Annotated in this window: 16 protein-coding genes and 1 pseudogene; 12 read left to right on the top strand and 5 right to left on the bottom strand. The window is 73.7% G+C overall.

Going from position 1 to position 22,026, the window contains the following annotated elements; translation table 11 throughout:
- Nucleotides 1-86 precede the first annotated feature (86 nt).
- Entirely contained in the window at nucleotides 87-1,505 is a 1,419-nt protein-coding gene (locus tag FRAAL_RS03380; protein ID WP_041938770.1) for a cystathionine beta-synthase, read from the top strand.
- 9 nt (nucleotides 1,506-1,514) lie between these two features.
- Complete coding sequence (locus FRAAL_RS03375) at nucleotides 1,515-2,693, top strand: cystathionine gamma-synthase (protein ID WP_011602019.1); 1,179 nt, start codon at nucleotides 1,515-1,517, stop codon at nucleotides 2,691-2,693.
- Nucleotides 2,694-2,906: 213 nt separating this feature from the next.
- Here FRAAL_RS03375 and FRAAL_RS34540 read toward each other — a convergent pair whose 3' ends face one another.
- Nucleotides 2,907-3,122 (bottom strand): hypothetical protein, encoded by a 216-nt coding sequence (locus FRAAL_RS34540; protein WP_231861489.1) that lies wholly within the window; start codon nucleotides 3,120-3,122, stop codon nucleotides 2,907-2,909.
- Nucleotides 3,123-3,476: 354 nt separating this feature from the next.
- Between FRAAL_RS34540 and FRAAL_RS34535 the strand changes: the two genes are divergently transcribed.
- The 5 genes and pseudogenes from FRAAL_RS34535 to FRAAL_RS03355 all read left to right on the top strand — a co-directional run bounded on the left by FRAAL_RS34535 (nucleotide 3,477) and on the right by FRAAL_RS03355 (nucleotide 6,702).
- Nucleotides 3,477-3,911, top strand: coding sequence for a hypothetical protein (locus FRAAL_RS34535; RefSeq protein WP_231861488.1), 435 nt, complete (start codon nucleotides 3,477-3,479; stop codon nucleotides 3,909-3,911).
- A gap of 253 nt (nucleotides 3,912-4,164) precedes the next feature.
- Nucleotides 4,165-4,965 (top strand): annotated as a pseudogene (locus FRAAL_RS35985) (carbohydrate kinase family protein); the annotation flags it as partial.
- A gap of 116 nt (nucleotides 4,966-5,081) precedes the next feature.
- A complete protein-coding gene (locus FRAAL_RS35510; protein ID WP_050996997.1) occupies nucleotides 5,082-5,516 on the top strand; it encodes a PfkB family carbohydrate kinase in 435 nt (144 codons plus the stop codon).
- Nucleotides 5,517-5,663: 147 nt separating this feature from the next.
- A complete protein-coding gene (locus FRAAL_RS03360) occupies nucleotides 5,664-5,804 on the top strand; it encodes a hypothetical protein (protein ID WP_231861487.1) in 141 nt (46 codons plus the stop codon).
- Between the two features lie 346 nt (nucleotides 5,805-6,150).
- A complete protein-coding gene (locus FRAAL_RS03355) occupies nucleotides 6,151-6,702 on the top strand; it encodes an NADPH-dependent FMN reductase (protein ID WP_063822594.1) in 552 nt (183 codons plus the stop codon).
- 84 nt (nucleotides 6,703-6,786) lie between these two features.
- On the opposite strand, the gene FRAAL_RS35505 is transcribed toward FRAAL_RS03355, so the two are convergent.
- Complete coding sequence (locus FRAAL_RS35505; RefSeq protein WP_162137454.1) at nucleotides 6,787-8,154, bottom strand: hypothetical protein; 1,368 nt, start codon at nucleotides 8,152-8,154, stop codon at nucleotides 6,787-6,789.
- Nucleotides 8,155-8,370: 216 nt separating this feature from the next.
- Nucleotides 8,371-8,634 carry a hypothetical protein gene (locus FRAAL_RS32710; protein ID WP_050996996.1) on the bottom strand — a complete coding sequence of 88 codons (264 nt, stop codon included), beginning with the start codon at nucleotides 8,632-8,634 and terminating at the stop codon, nucleotides 8,371-8,373.
- An 854-nt stretch (nucleotides 8,635-9,488) separates the two neighbouring features.
- Here FRAAL_RS32710 and FRAAL_RS03340 point away from each other — a divergent pair.
- A complete protein-coding gene (locus FRAAL_RS03340; RefSeq protein ID WP_157891974.1) occupies nucleotides 9,489-9,737 on the top strand; it encodes a hypothetical protein in 249 nt (82 codons plus the stop codon).
- A gap of 446 nt (nucleotides 9,738-10,183) precedes the next feature.
- Here FRAAL_RS03340 and FRAAL_RS30180 read toward each other — a convergent pair whose 3' ends face one another.
- Nucleotides 10,184-11,926, bottom strand: coding sequence for an isovaleryl-CoA dehydrogenase (locus FRAAL_RS30180; protein WP_011602012.1), 1,743 nt, complete (start codon nucleotides 11,924-11,926; stop codon nucleotides 10,184-10,186).
- Between the two features lie 1,024 nt (nucleotides 11,927-12,950).
- On the opposite strand from FRAAL_RS30180, the gene FRAAL_RS03330 reads away from it, so the two are divergent.
- The 4 genes from FRAAL_RS03330 (at nucleotide 12,951) to FRAAL_RS03315 (ending at nucleotide 19,578) form a co-directional block, all read left to right on the top strand.
- On the top strand, nucleotides 12,951-16,901 hold the full coding sequence (locus FRAAL_RS03330; RefSeq protein WP_011602011.1) for a GGDEF domain-containing protein: 3,951 nt from the start codon (nucleotides 12,951-12,953) through the stop codon (nucleotides 16,899-16,901).
- 239 nt (nucleotides 16,902-17,140) lie between these two features.
- Entirely contained in the window at nucleotides 17,141-18,214 is a 1,074-nt protein-coding gene (locus FRAAL_RS03325; protein WP_011602010.1) for a ribokinase, read from the top strand.
- A gap of 183 nt (nucleotides 18,215-18,397) precedes the next feature.
- Nucleotides 18,398-18,850: a response regulator gene (locus tag FRAAL_RS03320; protein ID WP_011602009.1), complete on the top strand. Its 453-nt coding sequence runs from the start codon at nucleotides 18,398-18,400 to the stop codon at nucleotides 18,848-18,850.
- Entirely contained in the window at nucleotides 18,847-19,578 is a 732-nt protein-coding gene (locus tag FRAAL_RS03315) for a hypothetical protein (RefSeq protein ID WP_011602008.1), read from the top strand. The genes FRAAL_RS03320 and FRAAL_RS03315 overlap by 4 nt, the downstream gene beginning before the upstream one ends.
- A 206-nt stretch (nucleotides 19,579-19,784) precedes the next feature.
- Here the strand turns inward: FRAAL_RS03315 and FRAAL_RS03310 are convergent, their stop codons facing one another.
- Nucleotides 19,785-21,827: a hybrid sensor histidine kinase/response regulator gene (locus tag FRAAL_RS03310; protein WP_011602007.1), complete on the bottom strand. Its 2,043-nt coding sequence runs from the start codon at nucleotides 21,825-21,827 to the stop codon at nucleotides 19,785-19,787.
- Between the last annotated feature and the right edge of the window lie 199 nt (nucleotides 21,828-22,026).

The following is a 22,026-nucleotide window of genomic DNA, read 5'->3' as shown; positions in this document are numbered from 1 at the left end:
CCCGACCAGCCCGGGCAACGCCCGACCGGTCCGGACCACGCACGACCCGCCCGCGTTCCGACCGCAGCGATAGGTGGATGCCCGGTATGCAGGTGTACGACCACGTCGTCGACCTCGTCGGTGACACGCCCCTGGTCCGGTTGACGCCGGGAATCGCCGAGACCCCGGCGCCGGTGCTGGGCAAGCTCGAATACCTGAATCCGGGCGGCTCGGTGAAGGACCGGGTGGCGCTGGCGATGGTCGCCGCCGCCGAGGAGGCCGGGGCGCTGCGGCCGGGCGGCACCATCATCGAACCGACCAGCGGCAACACGGGGGTGGGCCTGGCGCTGGTGGCGGCGCGGCGGGGCTACCACTGCGTGTTCACGATGCCGGACAAGATCAGCGAGGAGAAGCGGGCGGTCCTGCGCGCGTACGGCGCGGAGGTCGTCGTCTGCCCCACGGCGGTGCCCCCCGACGATCCCCGCTCCTACTACGAGGTGGCCCGCCGGCTGGTCCGGGAGACCCCGGGCGGGTGGAGCCCGGACCAGTACTCCAACCCCCACAACCCGGCCGCGCACCGGGCGACCACCGGGCCGGAGATCTGGCGGGCGACCGACGGCCGCGTCACGCACTTCGTCGCCGGGATCGGCACGGGCGGCACGATCAGCGGTGTGGGCCGCTACCTCAAGGAGGTGTCCGGCGGCGCCGTGCAGATCATCGGCGCCGATCCGGAGGGATCGGTCTACTCCGGCGGCAGCGGCCGGCCCTACCTCGTCGAAGGAGTCGGTGAGGACATCTGGCCGACGACCTACGACAAGACGGTCGTCGACCGGGTGGAGGCGGTCAGCGACCGCGACTCGTTCCTGATGACCCGGGATCTCGCCCGGCGGTGCGGGCTGCTGGTCGGTGGGTCCTGCGGGCTGGCCGTGGTGGCGGCGCTGCGCGTCGCCGGCGGTCTCGGGCCCGACGACGTCGTCGTGGTCCTGCTCCCCGACTCGGGCCGCGGCTACCTGTCGAAGATCTTCAACGACGAGTGGATGTACGAGTACGGCTTCCTGGAGCCGCCGTCGAGCGGCCCGACCGTCGCCGACGCGCTGCGGTACAAGAGCGAGCAGAGCCGGCCGACCGACCAGGGCCACGAGGGCGGCCGGGGCGGTGGGCCGCCCGACCTCGTGCACGTCCATCCGGACGAGACGGTCGGCGCGGCCATCTCCTACCTGCGGGAGTACAACGTCTCGCAGATGCCGGTGGTCCGCCACGAACCACCTCTGCGCGCGGCCGAGGTGGCGGGCTCGGTGATCGAACGTCACCTGCTCGCCGCGGTCTTCGCCGACCGGTCCGCCGTCGACTCCCCCGTGAGCGAGCACCTGTCCCCGCCGCTGCCGATGGTGGGGGTCGGCGAGCCGCTGTCCCGGATCGTCGCGGTCCTCGGCGACGATCCGGCGGTCCTGGTCCACGACGAGGGCAGCCCGGTCGGCATCCTCACGCGCGCCGACCTGCTGAGTTTCCTGGCCGTGGCGCCGTAGCGTGGCGTCATGAGCACCGACGAGTTCGCCGACGGGTTCGAGACGATCGCGATCCACGCCGGGCAGGATCCCGATCCGGGCACCGGCGCGGTGGCGCCCCCCCTCCATCTGTCCTCGACCTTCGCCCAGGACGGCGTGGGCGGCCTGCGCGGCGGATTCGAGTACTCCCGGTCCGGCAACCCGACCCGCGCGGCCCTGGAGACCTGCCTCGCCGCGCTGGAGGGCGGCCGCGTGGGCCTCGCCTTCTCCGCGGGCATGGCGGCGACCGACACACTGCTGCGGGCGGTGTGCCGCCCCGGCGATCATGTGATCATCCCGGCCGACGCCTACGGCGGGACCTACCGGCTGATCGCCCGGGTCCTCGGCGAGTGGGGGGTCGAGCACAGCAGCGTCGACCTCACCGACCTGGAGGCGACCCGGGCCGCGGTCCGCCCGGGCGTGACCCGGCTGGTGTGGTGCGAGACGCCGACGAACCCGCTGCTGACGATCGCCGACATCGCCGCGCTCGCGTCGCTCGCCCACGACGCCGGCGCACTGCTCGCCGTGGACAACACGTTCGCCTCGCCCTACCTTCAGCAGCCGCTGGCCCTCGGCGCCGACGCCGTGGTCCACTCCACCACGAAGTACCTCGGCGGCCACAGCGACGTCGTGGGCGGCGCGATCGTGGTCAGCGATCCCGAACTCGGCACGCAGCTGCGATTCCTGCAGAACGCGGCCGGTGCCGTCCCCGGACCGTTCGACTGCTGGCTCGTCCTGCGCGGCATCAAGACGCTCGCCGTGCGGATGGACCGGCACTGCGCCAACGCCCGCGGTGTCGCCACCCTGCTGGCGGCGCATCCGGCCGTCTCGACGGTGTACTACCCGGGCCTGCCCGGTCATGCCGGGCACGGCATCGCCGCCAAACAGATGCGCGACTTCGGCGGGATGGTCTCGCTCACCCTGCGGGACGGCCCGCGGGCCGCGGTCGAACTGTGCGGGCGGACCCGGCTGTTCACCCTCGCCGAGTCACTCGGCGGAGTGGAATCCCTGATCGAGCATCCGGCCAGCATGACGCATGCGTCGGTCGTAAACTCGCCGCTCGCCGTGCCGGCGGAGCTCGTCCGGCTCTCGGTCGGCATCGAATCGGCCGACGACCTCGCGGCCGATCTGCGCCGCGCCCTGGACGGACTTTCGACCCGTTCCGCTTAGCTCCACCGCGGACAGGCGCGGGCAAAGCCGGTGCACAACACCACCACGGTGGTGGAAAACGGCCGACGAAAGTCCCGAAGTGAGCGCCGAGCCGACATAACAAGCTTTGAGCGGTTATCGTTGGCTAACTGAGTTGAGATCCTCGGGCGGAGAACATCATGGCTGCACGTGCAGGTATGCCGTACACGTGCCGGGTCCGCCAGGTCGCGACCGTCAGGAGTGCCGCATGGACGCCTCGACGGACCGCCGGACGCTCGTCACCTCGAGCGCGCTCGTCGTCGGTGCACTCCTCGGTGGCGGTGCCGCCGACATGAGTTCCTCGGCGGCGGACAGCCGGGTAGCCCTGGAGCAGGTCGAGTCCACGCTGGAGACCCTCGCCCGCCGCTGGGAGACCACCCCGCCGGCGGAGCTCGTCGAACGGCTCGCCACCCTCGAGCACCACGCCCGCACCATCGGGCGCTGGCGGCTGGGTTCGGCCCTGCGTCAGGACTGGCTGCGGGCGCACGGCCGGATCCTCCTGATGACCTCGGTCGCCCAGGGCGACAGCGGGCAGCCGAACCGGGCGACGATCGCGGCGCGGGCGGCGCTGGTCCTCGCGAAACACGTCGGGGACGCCACCACCGCCGCCCACGCCGGAGTCGTGCTGGCCGAACTGGCGGCCTACTCCTTCGACAGCACCTTCGACGGCCTGCAGCTCGCCCGGACCGCTCGGGCCGCTGCGCCGCACGCGCACACCGCGATCCTTGCGATCACCACCGAGGCGCACATCATGGCCGCCGGCACATGCCGACGGACGGCATCGTGGCCGTGCTGCGCTCGGCGGACGCCATCGCCGCGAAGCTGCCCCAGGGTTCGTTGGGCTACAGCCTCGACGGCATTCATCCGGGCTATCTGCCGACGTTCGGGGGTGCGGCGCTCGTCGCCGCGGGCGCTGTGGACGAGGGCCAACAGCGCCTCGATGAGGCCGCCGATCTGTTCGGCCGCTCCCGGGCGTCCGGCGCGCTCGCCGCCGTGCGGCTCTACCAGGCGTCGGCGGCGATGCGGTCGCGTGATCTGGACGAGGCGGAGATTCTGGCGACGAGGGCGCTGGCCGCCTCGGCGGTCCGGCCGAGCAGTTGGTTGTCGAACGGCATTCTCTCGCTCGCGAAGCGGGCCAGAGGCCAGGGAGCGGACTGGTCCGGGCTGGTCGCACAGGCGGAGGAATGGTCACCGGTCTGACCGCCGACGGACCAGCCGGCCCGCCGTCGGACCAGGGCGGTTCGCAGTGCCCGGGCGACGAGCAGGCCGGCCAGGACGACGACCAGAACGGCCAGGAACGGGAATATGTCGGAATGTGGCATGACGTTCGACGGACCGAGGTACACGGATTTTGATGGTGCAATATTCGGGACGATCGGCAGCGGTGGCGGGGTCGCCCGCGCGGCGACGGGATAGGAAATAGGCACGGCGGTACGTTATCGGGTGGACGACAATGGTGTGCAGGTCGGGGCGCGGCAAAGGTTCCGAGCGGCACTGCACATACCCACAAAAAGGTCCGACCGGGACAGGAGAAGGCCACAAAGAAGGCCGTATCAGCCCACACCCGGGTTACACTCCAACCCCGGGACTCCGGCTCATCCGTGGTCTGAGTATCCTCTGTCCCCCGGGCTTCCGCGCCGACTGCACGGTATCTGCACGCCGTCCCCGGGGTCGGCCGGCTACCGTGAACCCGGTGAGCGGGTCGGGCGTGGTGGTCATCGGCGGGTTCTGCCTCGACTGCATCGTCACCACGGACACACTGCCGGCCTGGGGGGACGATCTTCGGGTCGACGCCGTGCGGACCCGGCCGGGCGGCAAGGGCCTGAACCAGGCGGTGGCGCTCGCCCGCCGCGGCGTGCCGGTCCGCGCCGTCGGCGTCGTCGGTGGGGACACGACCGGCCGCGAGCTGCTCGCGGCGCTGCGAGCCGAGGGGGTCGACGCAGCCACGATGGCCGTCCGTCCCGGCGCGGCGACCCCCGTCTGCGTGGTGCTCGCCCACCCGGACGGCCGCACCGCGTTCCTCTGCCGCTGGGCGGAGGCGGTCGAGCTCACCCCCGCCGACCTGGCCCCCGCTCGGGAGGCCATCCGTTCCGCCCGCGCGGTCATCGTGACCTTCGACCCGCCGCCCGCGACCGTGCGGGCGGCCGTCGACCACGCCCTGGCGGCCGGCGCGGCGCTGGTCGTCCATCCCGCGCCGCCCGAGCGGGCAGCCGCGGCGGCCCTCGTCGACCTGCCCTGGGACCGCGTGAGTGTCGCCACGCCGAACGAACAGGAGGCCAGGCTGCTGCTGGCGGCGGCCGGCGATCCGGCGGCCGACGGTCCCGGGGCTCAGCTGGCGGCCGCGTTCGGTCATCGGTTCGGGACGCCACTGTGTGCGTCACCCGGGCGGAGCACGGTGTCGCCGTCTGGGACGGCACCCGGTCCTGGGCCCGTCCGGCCCATCCGACGACCGTCGTCGACACCACCGCCGCCTCGGACGCGTTCACCGCCGCGCTCACCCACGTCCTGTTCGCCGGCGACGCCCCGGCCACCGACACCCACGCCACCGCCACCGACACCGACACCGACACGACGGACACCAACACTCCGGCCACCGACGCCGGCCGGCTCCACGTGCCCGCCTCGGCCACCCGGCCATCCGGCATCGTTCTGGCCGCCGTCGAAGCGGGCCTCGCCGCGGCGGCCTGGACGGTCCGCCACCGGGGTGCACTCGATGCGCTGCCCCGCCTCGCCGGTTCGCCCGAGCGGCCCCCGGCCGGCCCGGCCCTCCTGGCGCCCGAAGGGGTATTCCGGCATAAGGCCTAACCGGACAGGTGCGTGTAGGTGGGCTGATAGCGGGTAATCCTGCGACAGTCACATATCGCCCCCGCCGAAGGAGCAGTCATGGCCACCCGGGTTGGGACCCGAACCAGCAGCATCAGCCTCGGTACGCTTCTCTATCTCATCGTTGGCGTGGTCATCACCGCGAGCCAGGACTACTGGAACTTCACGGACTGGGACGGCCACGCGCTGAGCAGTTTCTTCACCGCCCTCGTCGCGACCCTGCTGTGGCCGCTCGCCATCTTCTACACTTTCGCCCTCCACACCCGCTGACCGCCGGCGCGGCATCGAGGATGGCGGACGCGACCTTCCCGCCTTCGACGAACGCCAAACCCGGCATTTCCGCACCACGCCCATCCGGCTCCGGCACCGATGCCTGGGCCGGATCGGCATGTGCGCCGCGCGGCCCGATCTGGCCGGGCCACCGGGTGTCCCGGAGGTGCCGCGGGTGGCGCAACAAAGCGGCCATCATCGTGTAACCGTCCGGGTTGATGCAGGCCTGACTGTTGCCGTGTACCGACGGATCGCAGATAGACTGCGGCCGGCCGACACCGGGAACAGACGCCGTCGGTTCCAGCGACTCGCGGGCGGGCCCGCGACCGGACAGGGAGGCAGCCCGATGGAGCCGTGCCGCATCGTCAGCGTCGTGGGGAACCCGAAGGCGGCGTCCCGGACCAGGCAGGTCGCCGAGGCGGTGGCCGGCCGCGTCGCGACCTCGCTGGCCGCGAGCGGCTTCGAGACGTCCGCGGAGGTCATCGAGGTCGGCGAGCTGGGTTCCGGCCTCCTCGGCTGGGGCGACCCGACCGTCGGGGCGGCCCTGGCCACCATCCGGGCGGCCGACGTCCTCATCATCGCCACGCCCACCTACAAGGCGACCTACACCGGGCTGCTGAAGTTGCTCCTCGACCAGATCGGCGGCGGTGAGCTCGCCGGCCTGCCGGCCATCCCGGTCCAGGTGGCCGCCGCGCCGCAGCATGCCCTGGCGGTGGAGGTGCACCTGCGCCCCGTGCTCGTCGAGATCGGCGCAGCCTGCCCGACCACCGGGCTGTTCGTCCTCGACTCGGCGCTCGCCGAGCTCCCCACGCAGCTCGACGCCTGGGGCTCGGTGAACCTCCCGGCGGTGAGCGCCCTCGTCGCGGCCCGGCGCGCGGTGTCGGCGCCGTCCGCCTGACCGCCTGACCGTCGTCCCGGCCTGGCGGTCGATCAAGCACTCCGCGGCACCGACCACGACCGGCGGTACGGCTCCGTTCGCGGCTCAGCCGTGACCGACTCCCGCGATCCCGGGGTCGACCCGCACCTGCGGCAGCTGCCCGACGACCACGCCGGACTGCGCCGACGCCCGACCGCCGCCCGGCGCCGCCGGACCCGCGGGCTGTGCCCCGCTCCCGGCCCCGGCCCCGGCGGAGCCTGCGGCGGCCCGCCCATCGGGAGCCTCCGGGCTGCGGGGGCCTGCGCCGGACACGGACCTCGCAGCGGACGTCGAGCCGGAGCCCGCAGGGGGCCGGTTCTGCCCCCGCGTGCGCGGGGTGGTGTCGCCCGGACCGCTCGTCGCGGTGCCCGCGCCCGCCTCCGACGCTCCCCCGGCGCCGGTCGGCCCTCGAGACCCGGGTCGCGTCCCGGCGCGCGGCGCGGCGCCCTGCGCCGCGGTGCCGGCGGGGGCGTCCACACCGGCCGGACGGGCTGCGGCGCCCCGATACCCGCCGGCTCCCACGTACCCCCCCGTCCCCGAATACCCACCGGCCCCCGAATACCCGCCTGCCCCCGTGTTCCCACCGGCCCCCGGATGGCCGCCCGCGCCGAGGTACCCACCGGTATCCGAATATCCGCCCGTTCCGGAGTATCCGCCGATTCCGGGATCTCCGCCGGTTCCGCGGTGGCCGCCGGTTCCGGGATATTCGCCGGTTCCGGGATATTCGCCGGTTCCGGGATAGCCGTCGGCCCCGGGAGCGGCGGCGCCGCGTCGGGTCTCGTCCCGGTAGGCGTAGCCGTCCGGGTCGTCACCGGCCGACCCTCCGTCCAGGCCGGAACCGGTGCGTCCGCGACCGGGCCGGTCGTCCCACCCGTCGCGGTCGCCGCCGTCCGGGTCCGCGGCGAATCGCTCCTCGTCCTGGTCGGTGTCCCCGCCCCGGTCGACGCGGGTGGGATCGCCGGCGGCCAGGCCGTTCTCGTCGAGCGCACCGTCCCGGGACGAGCCCGGATACGTCGGCGCCGCCTGCTCGGAACCGTCCGCGGCGGTGGCTCCGTCCGTGGCCTCCGGGGAGGAGCCGTAGAGCGAACCGGGGAACGGTGGCAGCGTCGGCAGGGGGGAGATCTGCGGATCGCCCGGCTGCCAGCGCGGATCGTCGCGCTGTGGCTGGTCGCCGAGCCCGAGCCGGGTGTCGGCGGCGCTGGTCGTCCCGAGCCGGACGTCGTCCCCGCCCGAACCGGCGGGGGCGGAGAAGCCGAAGGCGGTCACGGCGACCGTGAACCCGCCGGCCGCGACGGTCAACCCGCGGCGCCGGCCGGAGATGCGGGCCCAACCCACCCGCCCGCGTAGGGTGCCGGCGATGCCGACGAGCATCACCGCGACGGCGAGCAGCGCCATGGCCATGGCAAACACCGACATCAGGCCCCCAGGTCGCATCGTCTCCACGGGAGCCCGAACCGTAACTCACCCAGAGTAGTACCACCGATACCGTGGATGCCGTGTCGGGGTGCCGGCGCCCAACCGGTCTCCCGCCGACGCGGCGCGGCACGATCCGTACCCGCCGAGCCCCAGGCGGACCGTTGCCCGCACCGGCGGTTCGACGGCGCCGGCTGCGAGCGCGGTGGGACAGATCGGCCGCCTAACGCCGCGCGATCAGACCGGCACGTCCGGCGCCGGCGGATGCACCGGCGGCCGTGCCGGTTCCTCCGCCGAAGGAGCCTCCCGTCCCGGCATCGGAACCAGCGCCAACGCCCCCAGAATCACCCAGGCCACCAGAACGACCAGCGCCACCAGATCTGCCCGCGCCACCCGCCCCAGCTCCGCCACCCGATCCAGCTCCGCCATCCGGCTCACCTCCGCCACCCGATCCAGCTCCGCCACCCGCCCCAGCTCCGCCATCCGATCCAGCTCCGCCACCCGCCCCACCTCCGCCGCCGGGCCAGCCGGACCCGCCCGAACCGCCAGACCCACCCGCACCGCCAGATCCGACCGAACCGCCAGATCCGACGCCCCCGCCGCCGGTCGGCGCAGGCGGGGGTGTCGGACGCCCGGTGTAGGTGGGGCGGTTGCCGTCGTGACGGGAGGTTCCGGCCGAGGACCTCGTGGAGGACGGACCGTCGGTCTCGTCCTCAGACCGGCCGGGCGGGGAGCCGTCGTCGCTCGGCGGGATCGGCTGGGGACGCGCCGAGGCGCGAGGAATGGACGAGCCGGCGGTGGGGCGAGGCGCCCCACCGCCGGAAGACCCTGTGACGGGCTTGCTCGTCTCGGGACTGCCCGTCTCGGACCGTCCCGCTGCAGGTCTCCCCGTCGCGGGCTTGCTCGACACGGGCCTGGTCGGTGCGGGCCGGCTCACGGGCTTGGTCGGTGCAGGTCTGCTCGTTGCAGGCCTGGTCGGCGCGGGCTTGGTCGGTGCGGGCCGGCTCACGGGCTTGCTTGGGGCAGGTTTGCTCGGTGCAGGTTTGCTCGTTGCGGGCCTTCTCGGGGTTGGTCTGCTCGGCACGGGCCTGGCAGGGCCCTCGGACTCGCCCGCGCCGCCCGCGCCGCCCGCGCCACCCGAACCACCCGAACCACCCGAACCACCCGAACCACCCGAACCAGTCGAACCACCGGAACCACCGGAACCACTCGAACCGTCGGACCCACCCGAGCCACCGGACCCGGAACCGCCCGAGCCACCGGACCCACCCGAGCCACCACTTCCGGAGCCCCCGGAGCCACCGGAGCCACCCGTGTTGCCGTTGCCGGTCGGGGTCTGGCCGCCCTTGGGCCCGGTGGGAGTGGAGGGTGCGGAGCCCGCCCCGCCGCCGCGCGGCGGCGAGGTGGTCCGGACGGCCGTGCCACCGGGGCGTGCGGGGGAGGCGGCCGGTGGCCGGTCCGTCTTCGGGGGCTGGCCGGTCGTCCCACGCTGCGGCGTGCTCGCGCCGCCGGCGCGCTGGGGTCCGGCGGGCGCCCGGGGCACGCCCGCCACCAGGCCCGCAGCTCCGGCCCGCGCCCGGCTGGCCGGGGTGGCCGGCGGGTGATTCGAGCCGCCCGGCGCGCGGCCGTTGGTCACGTCGTCGGTGGGCTGGGCATAGGCCTTGTCGCCCTTCGTCGGATCCTGCTGCACCTGGACGTCCGCCTGGCCGCCGCGGCCAGGCGAGGACGAGGACGAGGACGAGCCGGACCCGGGCGGAACCAGGAAGACGCTGTTCGAGGCCGGATCGTGATCGCCGCCGTCGCCGGTCCCGACACCGTGCGTCGCGAGCAACCCGAACGCAACGAGAGCCACCGAGCCGGCGCCGGTGACAATCCCGGCCCGACGGCGATCGTGGATCCATGCCCACTCGGCTCGTCCGCGGAGCAGACCGAGAACTCCTGCAATCAGTATCAGCCCGGCAACCGCCAGGCAGAAGTACATCATGGAAACCCCCCGGGCGCAGTCGCCTACCAGGCTAGGGGCGATCCATCGCTATTCGTCGCAAGGGAATTACAAAGAGATTCTGCCATCATCCTGCCCGTGACGGATATCACCGACTGAATCGGTAGGCGTATCCACCGAAGCAATCCGGTCGAGGATACCTGCGACATCAACCCCCGACGGCAACGTGCCGAAAGCGAGACCCCCGTCACCGGCCAACCGGCTCGCGCAGAACGCATCCGCAACGGCGGGCGGCGCATGCCGGACAAGCAAAGAACCCTGCATAACGAGTGCCAACCGCTCGACCACACGGCGCGCGGCGAAGGGGTCGGCCGCCGCCTTCGGCAATTGCGCGCGCAACCGGTCCCAGGCCCGATCGAGCCGGGCGTCCGCGCCGCGGGCCGCCTCGATCTGCCGGGACAGCGCGTCGAGGCCGTCCGGTTCCCGATCGAGCGCCCGGAGCACGTCGAGCGCATTGACGTTGCCGGAGCCCTCCCAGATGCCGTTGAGGGGCGCCTCCCGGTAGAGCCGTGGCATGCCCGACTCCTCCACATAGCCGTTTCCCCCGAGGCATTCGAGGGCCTCCGCGGCCACGCCCGGCGCCCGCTTGCACACCCAGTACTTCGCCACGGCCGTCGCGAGGCGTTTGAACGCCTGCTCGTCGCGGTCGCCGCGCGCCGCCCGGTCGACGGCTCCCGCGACCCGCAACACCAAGGTGGTCGCCGCCTCGGATTCCAGGGCGAGATCGGCCAGCACATTGCGCATCAGCGGGGCGTCGATCAAACGGGTCCCAAAGGCCCGGCGATGGCGCACATGGTGCGCGGCCGCCGTGACCGCGGCCCGCATCCCGGCCGCGGACCCGAGGCTGGCGTCGAGCCGGGTCATCGCCACCATTTCGATGATGACGCGAACGCCACGCCCCTCCGCCCCGACCAGCCAGGCCACGGTGTCGTCGAACTCCGGTTCGCTGCTGGCATTGCTGCGGTTGCCGAGCTTGTCCTTCAGCCGTTGAATGCGAAAGGTGTTACGGCTGCCGTCGGGGAGCACCCGCGGCACCCAGAAGCAGGACAGTCCGCCGGGTGCCTGCGCCAGGACCAGAAAGACGTCGTTCATCGGCGCACTTGTGAACCACTTGTGGCCTCGTAGCCGATAGGTGCCGTCGGCGGCCGGCGTCGCCGTCGTCGTGTTCGCCCGGACGTCCGAACCGCCCTGCTTCTCGGTCATGCCCATGCCGGCGAGCAGCCCCGCCTTGCCCTCCGGCGGGCGCAGCCCCGGGTCGTAGATCCGGCTGGCGAGCAATGGTTCGTATCTGGCCGCGAGGTCGGGCGCGGCCCGCAGCGCCGGGACCACGGCGTAGGTCATCGACACGGGGCAGAGGTGGCCCTGTTCGACGGTGCCCCAGACGAGGATGTTCGCCGCCCGCGCGACGTGCGCGCCCGGGCGCGGGTCCCGCCACGGCGCCCCGGTCAGCCCCTCCCGCACGGCCACCTCGAGCAGCGCGTGCCAGGACGGGTGGAAGTCGACCTCGTCGACGCGGTTGCCGTAACGGTCGTGGGTGCGCAGCTCGGGCGGGAAACGGTCGGCCTCCTCCGCCCAGCGCCGAGCCTGCTCGGTGCCCGCCAGCCGGCCCAGGCGGCGCAGGGCATCCGTGTGCCAGCCGGCGCCCTCCCGGACCAGGGCCGTCAGCAGCGCCGGGTCCGCGGACGCGTCGTGGCCGACCAGCGGCGGGGGCTGGTTCGTCACCTCGTGCGTTCGACCGGGGGACGACCGTGAGGCCCCGGTGGGCAGCCGCGCCTCGATCGACGAGCTCATCTCCGCTCCTCCTCTCGCGCCCCGCCACGGCGCTCCCTCGGCACGGGAGACCGGTGGTCGGTGGTCGGCGGTCGGCGTGCCCTCCCTCGACGGTCCACCGATCCCGCAAACGAGAACAACATATTGGCTGCCGGTGCCCGACAGCCACCAGGGAAACCGCCCTCCCGGCGGTATATAACCGCCTTCCGGACAATTCGCAGCCCATCTTCGGGGGCCGGATCGCGCATTTACCGGACGACCGGAGCGCGATGGATCCGAACCGCCGGGAACGAACGCGGGCGGCCGGGCAGCCCACTCCGGCGTCGTCCCGCCCGGGGCGCGCGGACCAGGGCGCCCGCCCGCCGGCGCGGGTCCGTCGCGGGGCGAGGCCGCCGGGCCCGACCGGATCTCCGACGAAGGCTCGGAGCACGCCGTGATCCCGTGATCATGCTGTGCGATGCTCGAACGGGCTAGACCTCCCGGGTGCTACGGAGAGTCCCGAGGAACACCGAAAGTAACAGCGGCCCCGCCGGCACGATCGCGAGCGGTGGCAGCATCACGACAACAATTCGCCGTCGACACGACACCTTGCGTCACGGTCGAACACACATGGTTGACGCTATCAGGACCGGCTCCCCTCGGGAGCGACGGCAGGTATCGACGAGACGACTCTCGGTATCCGTCATTCTGCCGACAGGGAATCCGCTCCGGCGGACCGGCATGCGTCGACATCCATCCCATTGCTGCGCGCCGCACACGCGCGGGCCCGGCCGATACCGGATGCGCGGCGGCCGATGAAACTCGCGGCGCGGATACTCGTATGCTCACCCACAACCGGGAGGATTCGCCGCCCGGAAATCAGAATACGTTTACTCACGGTGAGATCCGTCGAGTCCGGGCAGCGTTGTCGGGCGGGGCGCGAAAGATGATCAGAGGTGGCCGGATCGGGGGGCGACGATCACTCGGCCCCGGCACGGCCGCGGTCGCGGTCCACTCCAGGCCGGCCCACCGCAGGCGGGCTCACCGGCGGCGATTCCTCTCGTCGTTGGCCATCCTGCTGGCCATTCTGGTGCTCGGAACCCTGGCCCTCCACGTGGGTGCCAACCTGCTGCACCGGGAGGAGGGATCGCGGCTGGCGGCCCGGGCGAGGCTCGTCGAGCGCCTCGCGCAGTGGGAGTCCGACGCCGACTCCCCCGCGGGGCTGTCGGCCGCGGTCGCGCGCGTCCCCTTCCGCCCGGACGACCGCGCCACCAACGCGGATCTCCTCCCCGGCCTGCAGCTGTCGCCGTCGGGCGATGTCACCCGGCTGCTGGCCCTGCTCGACCGGGCCGGCACCGTCACCGCCGCGTACCCGGTGGGCGGCGTCGTGACCCCGCGCGCCCTCGGCCCGGCCCTGTCGTCGGCATGGGCCGGCAGGGGCGCCGTCTCCCCCGTCTTCACGCTCGCCGACGCGCCGGTGCGCGCCACCGTGGTTCCGGTCGGGTCGCCGCGGCCCTGGGCCGTCCTGGTGGCCGTCTCCACCCAGGAGATCAATCTTCGGCTCTCGAGCGGCATCGCGACCATGCTCGGGGCCGGCAGCGGCAGTGTGTCGACGATCGACCAGCACGGCGTCCCGATCGCCTCGACCGACCCTGCGCTGCCTGGCCGGCAGATGCTGGCGGCCGCGGAGCTGCGCCGCTCCCGTGCCCCCGGCCGCAGCCCGCGGATCTGGCGCACCTCCGGCCCCGACGGGACGATCACCCACATCACCGCGCTGCAGCCGGCGACCGGATATCTCACCTACTTCCAGCAGCCCACCGAATCGCTCTACGCCGACCTGCGGGCCAGAGGCGACCGGCGCAACCTGACGCTGCTGGCGGTCGCGCTGACCGGCGTGCTGTGCATCGTCTTCCTCGGGCTGCTGCGCGAGGCCGCCGCCCAGCGGAGCCGGGCGGGGCTGCGGGCGCTGTTCGCGGCGGCGCACGACATCGTCCTCGTCACCGACCCGGCCGGCCGGCTCACCTTCGTCAGCCCGGCCATCGTCCCCCTGCTCGGCCACCCGGACGAACCCTGGCTGGGGCGGTCGCTGACCGAGCTGGCCCATCCAGACGACGCCGCGCGGCTGCTGTGCCTGATCGAGAATCCGACCGCGGGATCGCTGCTCGACATCCGGCTCACGCGGGCCGCCGGCACCCACCGCTGGTTCGACGTCGCCGCGCGCCGGCTGCCGCGGCAGGCCGGCGCACCCGAGATCCTCATCACCTGCCACGCCGTCGGCAGACGCAAGCGGCTGCTCGATCAGCTCGGTTACCAGGCCGGCCACGACGTGCTGACCGGGCTGCTCAACCGGTCGGCCTTCGAGGAGGAGCTCGCCACCGCCGCCGCCACTCCTGCGACCACCACTCCTGCCGCCACTGCTCCTGCCGCCACCACCTCTGCCGCCTCTGCCTCTGCCACCTCTGCGCGGCCGGCCGACTCGGTCGCGGTCCTGTTCGTCGACCTCGACCGGTTCAAACAGGTCAACGACACCCTGGGGCACGCCGCCGGCGACCAGGTACTGCAGACGGTGGGCGCACGGCTGCGGTCCGAACTCGGCGCGGGCGACGCCGGCGGACGGTTCGGCGGCGACGAGTTCGGCATCCTGCTGCGAGGCACCGACGGGCCCGGCGCGCGGGCGGTCGCCGCCCGGATCATCCAGGCGCTGGGCCAGCCGATCCTCGTCGACGGCGACGAGGTGCGGATCGGTGCGAGCGTGGGGATCGCCCTGGCGGGTGCCTGCCCGTGCGGACCCGAGCAGCTGCTGTGGGCGGCCGACCAGGCGATGTACCGGGCGAAGCAGGTCGGACCGGGGCGTTATGCGGTGGCGACGCCGGGCCCACCCGGCTCGGTCGCGGAGTCCGGTGTCGTCGCGGAATCCGGTGTGGTCGGGGTGGACGCCGTGGAGTTCGCGATCTCCGAGCCTCTCCTGGTCGAGCTCCTCGACGTCACCGTGGACGAGATCGAGTCCGCTACGGCTCGGCCGGCGCCCGCAGCGGACCCGGCCGAGCCGACCGGTCCCCGTGCCGGCGCCGAGCCCGGCGAGACGGCCGACGGTGCGGCGGCGCCGTCCCAGCTCGGGCCGCGGAGCCGGACGCACCCGCGGCGGCGGTCCCGGCAGCGGCGGACCAGCGTCCGCGCCCACCTCACCCGGGCGCTTCCGCTACTGGTCCTGGGCTCGGTGATCCTGACCACCACCGTGGTCACCCTGGGGATCGAGAACGCCAACCGGCGGCGGGCCGAGGCCCAGCGGGTGACCGACAGCGATGCCCTCTCCTTCCGTCTCGCCGGGTTCGCGGCCGACCTGAGCCAGCCCCGGTACCTCATCGACCCGGTCTCCCGACTGCCGTGGTCGCTGACGGACCCCGCGGCCGACGCCCGGACGCTGGCCGCCGTCGCCGGGCCGAGCCTGTCGACGCCGGGCACCCTGCTCGCCCTCGTCGACCTCGACGGCCACCCCCGGGCGGTCCAGCCGCCCGGGGCGGCGGTGCCGTTCCCGGCGCACAGCCGGATCTGGGCGTCCGCCCGCGGCGGCGGCCTGAGCCTGCCGGCCCTCGACGAGTCCGGTGGGGCCCGGATCTACAGCGTCGTGCCCGTCCGGCGTGCCGGACGCAGCGCCGCGTTCCTGGTACTGGGCCGGACGCTGCACGGGTCGCCGGCCGCGGAGATGGCCCGCACCCTCGGCCGGGGAACAACCGCGGCGGCCGCCAGCGCGGCCGCGCTGGACCTTGGCATGACCATCAGCGTCGTCGACGCGCATGGCCGGGCGGTCATGTCGAACGACGCCGCCACGGTCGGGCGGACCGTCGTCGACCCCGACGAGCTGCGCCCGATCACGCCCGGACACAGCCGACGCGTGACGGTGCTGGACAGCCACGGCGGCGGTCGCGTCGCGACGGCCACCAGGATCCCCGCCAGCCCCATGCCGGCGTACCTCGTCGTGCGGCGCGACGGCCGCGGGGCGGCGGAGGGGCCGCGGCCGAACCACGCCCTCAGCGACCTGCTGCTCGTCTCGATCGTCGTCGTCACCGTGGCGGGGCTGATGCGGGCGATCCTGCGGGAGGACCAGGCGATCCGGCGCGACGGCGCGCGGCTGCAGACCCTGCTGCACGAGTCGCACGACATCATCATCAACCTGAACCGGGCCGGCTCCCCGACGTTCATCAGCTCCGCGATCGAGAGCCTGCTGGGTTACCCGGTCCAGTCCAGGATCGGGCTGCCGCTGCTCGAGCTCGTCCATCCCGAGGACCGGGACTGGCTACGGGGCTTCCTCGACGAGCGGCTTCGAGGGAACCCCGCGTCGTTGCTGGACGTCCGACTGTGCACGGCCGACGGTGGGTACCGGTGGTTCGACATCGAGGCCGGTGCCTGGCGGGCCGCCTCCGGGCCCGGTTACCTGGACGGCGGCCTGCTGCTGACCTGCCACGAGGTCGGCGAGCGGCGCCAGCTCCAGGAACAACTGCGGCAACGGGCGACCCGCGACCCGCTGACGGGACTGGCGAACCGGGTGGCACTCACCGAGCTGCTCGACCACCTGACCGAGCAGCGCTCGCCCTTCGCGATCCTGCTCGTCGACCTCGACCACTTCAAGCCCGTGAACGACACCTTCGGCCACCAGACGGGCGACGACGTGCTGCGCATCATCGCGGCCCGGCTGACCGAGGTGCTGCGGGCGCAGCCGTCGGACGGCACGGCGTTCCGTCTCGGCGGCGACGAGTTCGTCCTGGTGCTGCCCGACGTCGACGCGGACGACCTGCGGCACATCGCCCAGCGCGTGCGCGAGACCGTCGCGGCCCCGATCCTCTCGGCCGGCCACGCCATCGTCGTCGGGGCGACCGTGGGGCTGGCGTCCTCACGCAGCGTCGGCGGCGGGACCGAACCACGCGATCCCGCTCTCGTCGTCCGCCACGCCGACGCGGACATGTACGCGGCGAAGCGCGCCGCCCGGGCCCGGCGGGAGATGTTCCCCGCCACCCGCTGATCGGCCACCAGCCGCTCGGCCACGCACCGCTCGGCCACGCACCGCTCGGCCACGCACCGCTCGGCCACGCGCCGCTCGGCCACGCGCCGCTCGGCCACGCGCCGCTCGGCCACGCGCCCGGCCGGACGGTACCCGGCCGTCCAGCCTCCGGCCGCCGCCCGGCTCTGCCACGATGGGCAGGCCCGGCCGCCGGCGACACCCAGGCGGCACGCCGGTGACCAGGTCGCGGGAGGCGCGCGGTGGGACGGGTCGTGGTGGTCGGCTGGACCAGCATGGACGTGACGACCCGCGTGGCCCGCATCCCCCGACCGGGCGAGACGGTGACGGGGAGCGCCGTGACGCTGTCCCCCGGCGGCAGGGGCGCGAACCAGGCGGTGGCGGCACGGCGGCTGGGCGCCGAGACGGTCATGGTGGGCGCCGTCGGCTCCGACGGTTTCGGCTCGGCACTGCGGGAGTTCCTGCGCGGCGAGGCGGTCGACGTCACCCCGCTGGCGGTCGTCGACGGACCCAGCGGGACGGCCGTGACGACGGTCGACGAGGCCGGCGAGAGCGTGATCGTCATCGTGCCGGGCGCCAACGCCGCCGTGTCGGCGGGCGGCCTGGATGCGCTGCGGCTGGGCCCGGGTGACGTGGTGCTGCTGCAGAACGAGATCCCGGCGGCGGTGAACGCGACCGCGCTCACCCGCGCCCGCGCCGCGGGCGCCCGCACGGTGCTCAACGCGGCCCCGCGCGGGCCCGTCGCGCTGAACGCGGTCCCGCGCCAGCCCGCCGCGGCCGACCCGTTCACCGCGGCCGGCCCCTTCACCGAAGCCGACCCGTTCACCCAAGCCGGCCGGTTCACCCAGGCCGACCCGTTCACCGATGCCGGCCGGTTCACCGAAGCCGACCTGCTCGCTGCCGCCGACGTGATCCTGCTCGACGAGCACGAGTTCGCGGGCCTGGTCCCGGCTGCCGTCGGTGTCGGCTCGCTGCCCGGCCCGCAGGCCCTCGTCGAGGTGCGCGGCCTGCTCGCCGACGGCGCCGGGCCGAACGACAACATCGTCGTCACCCTCGGCGGCGCCGGGGTGTGCGCGCGGATCGCCGGGACGGTCGTCACCCTCGCCGCGCGGCGCGTCCCGGTCGTCGACACGGCCGGAGCCGACGACTGCTTCTGCGGAGCGTTCGGCGCCGGCCTCGCCGGCGGTCTGCCCGCGGCCACGGCCCTGTTCCACGCGAACCTCGCCGCCACCATCGCCGTGCAGCGTCCGGGCGCCGGACCCGCGATGCCGACGCGCGCGGAGCTCGACGACCTGTTGACCGGCGGCGGCCCATAAGGACCGACCGCTGCAGGGGTGATGCGGCTCACACGCCGCCCGTGGGCGCGGCCACGGCGCGGCCGGCCGGCCCCCCTGCCGGCGAGTGTCGGCGGGAGCCCCTGGTGCCCGGCCGGTTACCGGTACCGTTGCGGCGGAGGGGACGTGTGCTGGGCGGATGCGGCGGCTGAGGCTGGTGGGGAAATGGACGCTCCGACGGCGCTCGTCGTCGACGACAACGAGATGCTGCGCGCGCTGCTGGGTCGGATCCTGTGCGCGGAGGGGTTCCGGGTGAGCGCCGCGGGCTCCGTCGAGGAGGCGTTGCTGCTCGACGCCGCCGCCCATGACGTGCTGCTCATCGATCTGCGGCTCGGCGGCCGCTCGGGCGCCGATCTCATCGACGAGCTGCGCCGGATCGACCCGGCCGTCACCGCGCGCTGCCTGGTCCTGACCGGGGCCGCCGGGCTGGATCCGGTGCCGGCCGGGCTCCCGGTGGTGACCAAGCCGTTCACCGCCGACGAGCTGGTCGCCGCGGTTCGCGAGGTCCTCCGCGTGGACCGGGGACACGGAGCCGACCGGAGACACGAAGCCGACCGGAGACACGAAGCCGACGGGGGATACGAAGCCGACGGGGGATACGGAGCCGACGGGGGGTGACGGCACAGACCGACGGCGACGAACCGGCGACCGCGACGCAGACCGCTCCGGCGCGGACCCCGGCCTGCCCCGTCCCCCGCTCACCGGGACCGGACGGCTCCCCGTCCGCCCCGGCGCTCGACCTGCTCCACCTGATGGTCGCCCTGCAGGAGCGCGGGCACCGGGCGCTGGCCGAGCGGCTGCACGACGGCCCGATGCAGGACTTCACCGCCGTCCTGCTCGAACTGGCCAGCGTCCGGCGGCGGCTGTCCGGCGACCTCGCGGACCGCGTCGCCGGGATCGAGCACCATCTGCGGTCGACAACGAGTGGTTTACAGCTCCTGCCGGGCGCCTTCCGACTCGGCTACGACGCGCGCCGGTCCCTTGCGGCGGGCTTCGCCCTGCGGATCGCCGGCCTGCTGGTCACCCGCCTGGACACCGATCTCCAGGTCGACGACCACCCGCCCACCCGCGCGGAGATCTCGGTGGTGCTGGCCGCCGCGCAGCTGCTGCTGATGGCGAGCGATCCGGTGGGCACCGGCGAGCATGCCTGGCTCGCGGTGCGCTCCGCGCCGGCCGCGGTCGACCTGCGGCTGCGGGTTCGGCCGGGCGGGTACGAGCCGCCCGCGGACGCGGCGCGGGCGGCTCGGCTGCGCCCGGTCGCCGACCTGCTCGGCGTCGAGCTGCGCCACGACCCCGCCACCGGCGGCTGGAGCGCCGCGCTCCGACTCGACCGCCCCGGCGCCTAGCCGAGCCAAACCAAGTAGCCAAGCCAAGCCAAGCCTCCCGGTCACGGCCGACCACGACGCGCGGGAGGCCGTTGCGGTGCGGTGTGCACGATCCCCTGGCTCAGACCGTGCAGAACGACCGCAACCCGCCCCGCCCGCCGCTTCCTGACCTGGTGGGCGGCTCCGCCGGGCCGGTGGAGCGGCCCGGCGGCCGTTTCGTGGTGCACTCAGTGCTCGATCGGGTTGTCGAGGACGTCGCGCACCTTCGCGAGCAGCATCTGCTCGGAGAAGGGCTTGCCCAGCAGCGTCAGGCCCGGATCGAGGGTCCCGTTGTGTGCCAGCACCGGGTAGGCGTAACCGGACATGAACAGCACGCGGATGCCCGGTCGGTGCCGGCGGACGAGTGTGGCCACGGTCCGGCCGAGGACCTGCGGCATGACCACGTCGGTCAGCAGCAGATGGATCTCGGCGGGGTGGCTCACGGCGAGCTCGACGGCGCGGTGCCCGTCCGCGGCGGTGATGACCTGGTAGCCGTTGCGAGCCAGCAGACGCCGGGTGACCTCGCGCATCGCCCGCTCGTCCTCGACGACGAGGATCGTCTCGCCGCCGGTGAGAATGGCCCCGTCGGAGATCGGTTCGGGGGTCGCGGCGACGCTGTCCACCGCCGGCAGCAGGATGCTCACCGTGGTCCCCAGACCCACGTCGGAGAAGATCTCCGCGTGGCCGCCGGCCTGGGTGATGATGCCGTACACGGTGGCCAGGCCGAGGCCGGAGCCCTCTCCCTTGCGCTTGGTGGTGAAGAACGGCTCGAAGGCGCGGCTGACCGTCTCCGGGGCCATGCCGCTGCCGCTGTCGCTGATGCGCAGGTTGACGTGCCGGCCGGCCTTCAGGCCGGGCCGGTCGCCGGCGATGTCCTCGTGGACGAGGATGTTCGAGGTGTCGATCGTGAGCTTGCCGCCGCCCGGCATCGCGTCGCGCGCGTTCACGGCCAGGTTGACCAGCACCTGTTCGAGCTGACCGGCGTCGGCGAAGACCGGCCAGGGATCGGCGGCCGGCAGGGTGATCAGCTCGACGTGCTCCCCGAGGGTGCGGCGCAGCATCTCCTCGATGTCGTGCACGACGTCGTTGAGGTTGAGCACCCGCGGTTGGACGACCTCCCGGCGGCCGAAGGCGAGCAGCTGGTGGGTGAGCTGGGTGGCCCGTTCGGCGGCCCGCTGGACCTGTTCGATGTCGCGGTGGGCCGCCTCCCACTGGCCGCCGTCGCGTTCGGCCGCCGTCGCGACCACCTCGCCGACGAACGCGGTGTAGTTGATGATCACACCGAGCAGGTTGTTGAAGTCGTGCGCGACGCCGCCGGCGAGCTGGCCGAGGCTCTCCAGCCGCTGCGACTGGTGGAGCTGGGCCTCGATCCGCTTGCGCTCGGCCTGCGCGCGCAGACGTTCCCGCTCCGCCTGCGCTTCCAGCCGGTCGGTCACGTCCCGGATCGCCGCCGAGACGAGCAGGCCGTCCTCGGTCTCCAGGGCGGACAGCGAGATCTCCGCCGGGAACTCGCTGCCGTCGCGGCGGCGGGCGGCGAGCTGCATCTGGGCGCCCATCGGTCGTGGCCGCGGATCATGGAAGTAGCGTTCACGATGCTGCGGATGGTGACTCCGGCCGGCCTCCGGCACGAGGATCTCCACCGACTGGCCGTGCAGCTCGTCGCGGCTGTAGCCGAACAGGCGCTCGGCCTGAGTGTTGACCAGCGCGATCCGGCCGTCGGACAGGACGGCGACGATGGCGTCCGGCGCCGAGTCCAGCAGGCCGCGGAACTTGGCCTCGGTTCGTTTGCGTTCGGTGACGTCGCGGACCGCGGCCGTGATGAGGAGCCCGTCGCCGCTCTCGATCGCCGACAGGGAGATCTCCGCCGGGAACTCGCTGCCGTCGCGCCGACGGCCGGCGAGCTCCATCCCCGCGCCCATCGGCCGCGGCTGCGGGTCGCTCAGGTAGGAACTGCGGTGGTGCGGGTGGAGGTGGCGGCCGGACTCGGGGATCAGGATCTCGACGGGCTCGCCGTGCAGTTCCTCTCGGGTGTAGCCGAACAGACGCTCGGCCTGCGCGTTGACCAGGGCGATCCGACCGTTCGCCCGGACGCCCACGATCGCGTCCGGCGCGGCGTCCAGCAGGCCGCGGGCCAGGGAACTCGTGCTCTCATCCAGGTGAACCACCCCACGGGGTGAACATCGTGCTACAGACGGACAGATCGTAGCGCCGACGCCGGACTTCATCATCACCCACGCGGGTAGACCTCGACCGAGTGTGCACCAAAGGTCCAGTCAGAGCGTGTACTTACGTGTGATCAAGGGCGGTGCCCACCGTCGGCCGCGTTGCGGTGCGACCGCCACCGCAAGGGCCTGACACGGGTCCTGACGGTTCCGCGGAACCGCGCCGGCGCCGCCCGCGGCGAGCCCACGTCACCGACGACCCCGACGC

Origin of the sequence: Frankia alni ACN14a (genome assembly GCF_000058485.1) — a bacterium.
Taxonomy (GTDB): domain Bacteria; phylum Actinomycetota; class Actinomycetes; order Frankiales; family Frankiaceae; genus Frankia; species Frankia alni.
The sequence above is the reverse complement of the archived record's forward strand: the minus strand, read 5'-3'. Positions and strand labels throughout refer to the sequence as shown.

Excerpts from the sequence above, each read along its gene's own strand:
- FRAAL_RS03380 (WP_041938770.1), top strand. The coding sequence starts at position 87 with ATGCAGGTGTACGACCACGTCGTCGACCTCGTCGGTGACACGCCCCTG.
- FRAAL_RS03375 (WP_011602019.1), top strand. The coding sequence starts at position 1,515 with ATGAGCACCGACGAGTTCGCCGACGGGTTCGAGACGATCGCGATCCAC.
- FRAAL_RS34535 (WP_231861488.1), top strand. The coding sequence starts at position 3,477 with ATGCCGACGGACGGCATCGTGGCCGTGCTGCGCTCGGCGGACGCCATC.
- FRAAL_RS03355 (WP_063822594.1), top strand. The coding sequence starts at position 6,151 with ATGGAGCCGTGCCGCATCGTCAGCGTCGTGGGGAACCCGAAGGCGGCG.
- FRAAL_RS35505 (WP_162137454.1), bottom strand. The coding sequence starts at position 8,154 with ATGCGACCTGGGGGCCTGATGTCGGTGTTTGCCATGGCCATGGCGCTG.
- FRAAL_RS30180 (WP_011602012.1), bottom strand. The coding sequence starts at position 11,926 with ATGAGCTCGTCGATCGAGGCGCGGCTGCCCACCGGGGCCTCACGGTCG.
- FRAAL_RS03320 (WP_011602009.1), top strand. The coding sequence starts at position 18,398 with ATGGACGCTCCGACGGCGCTCGTCGTCGACGACAACGAGATGCTGCGC.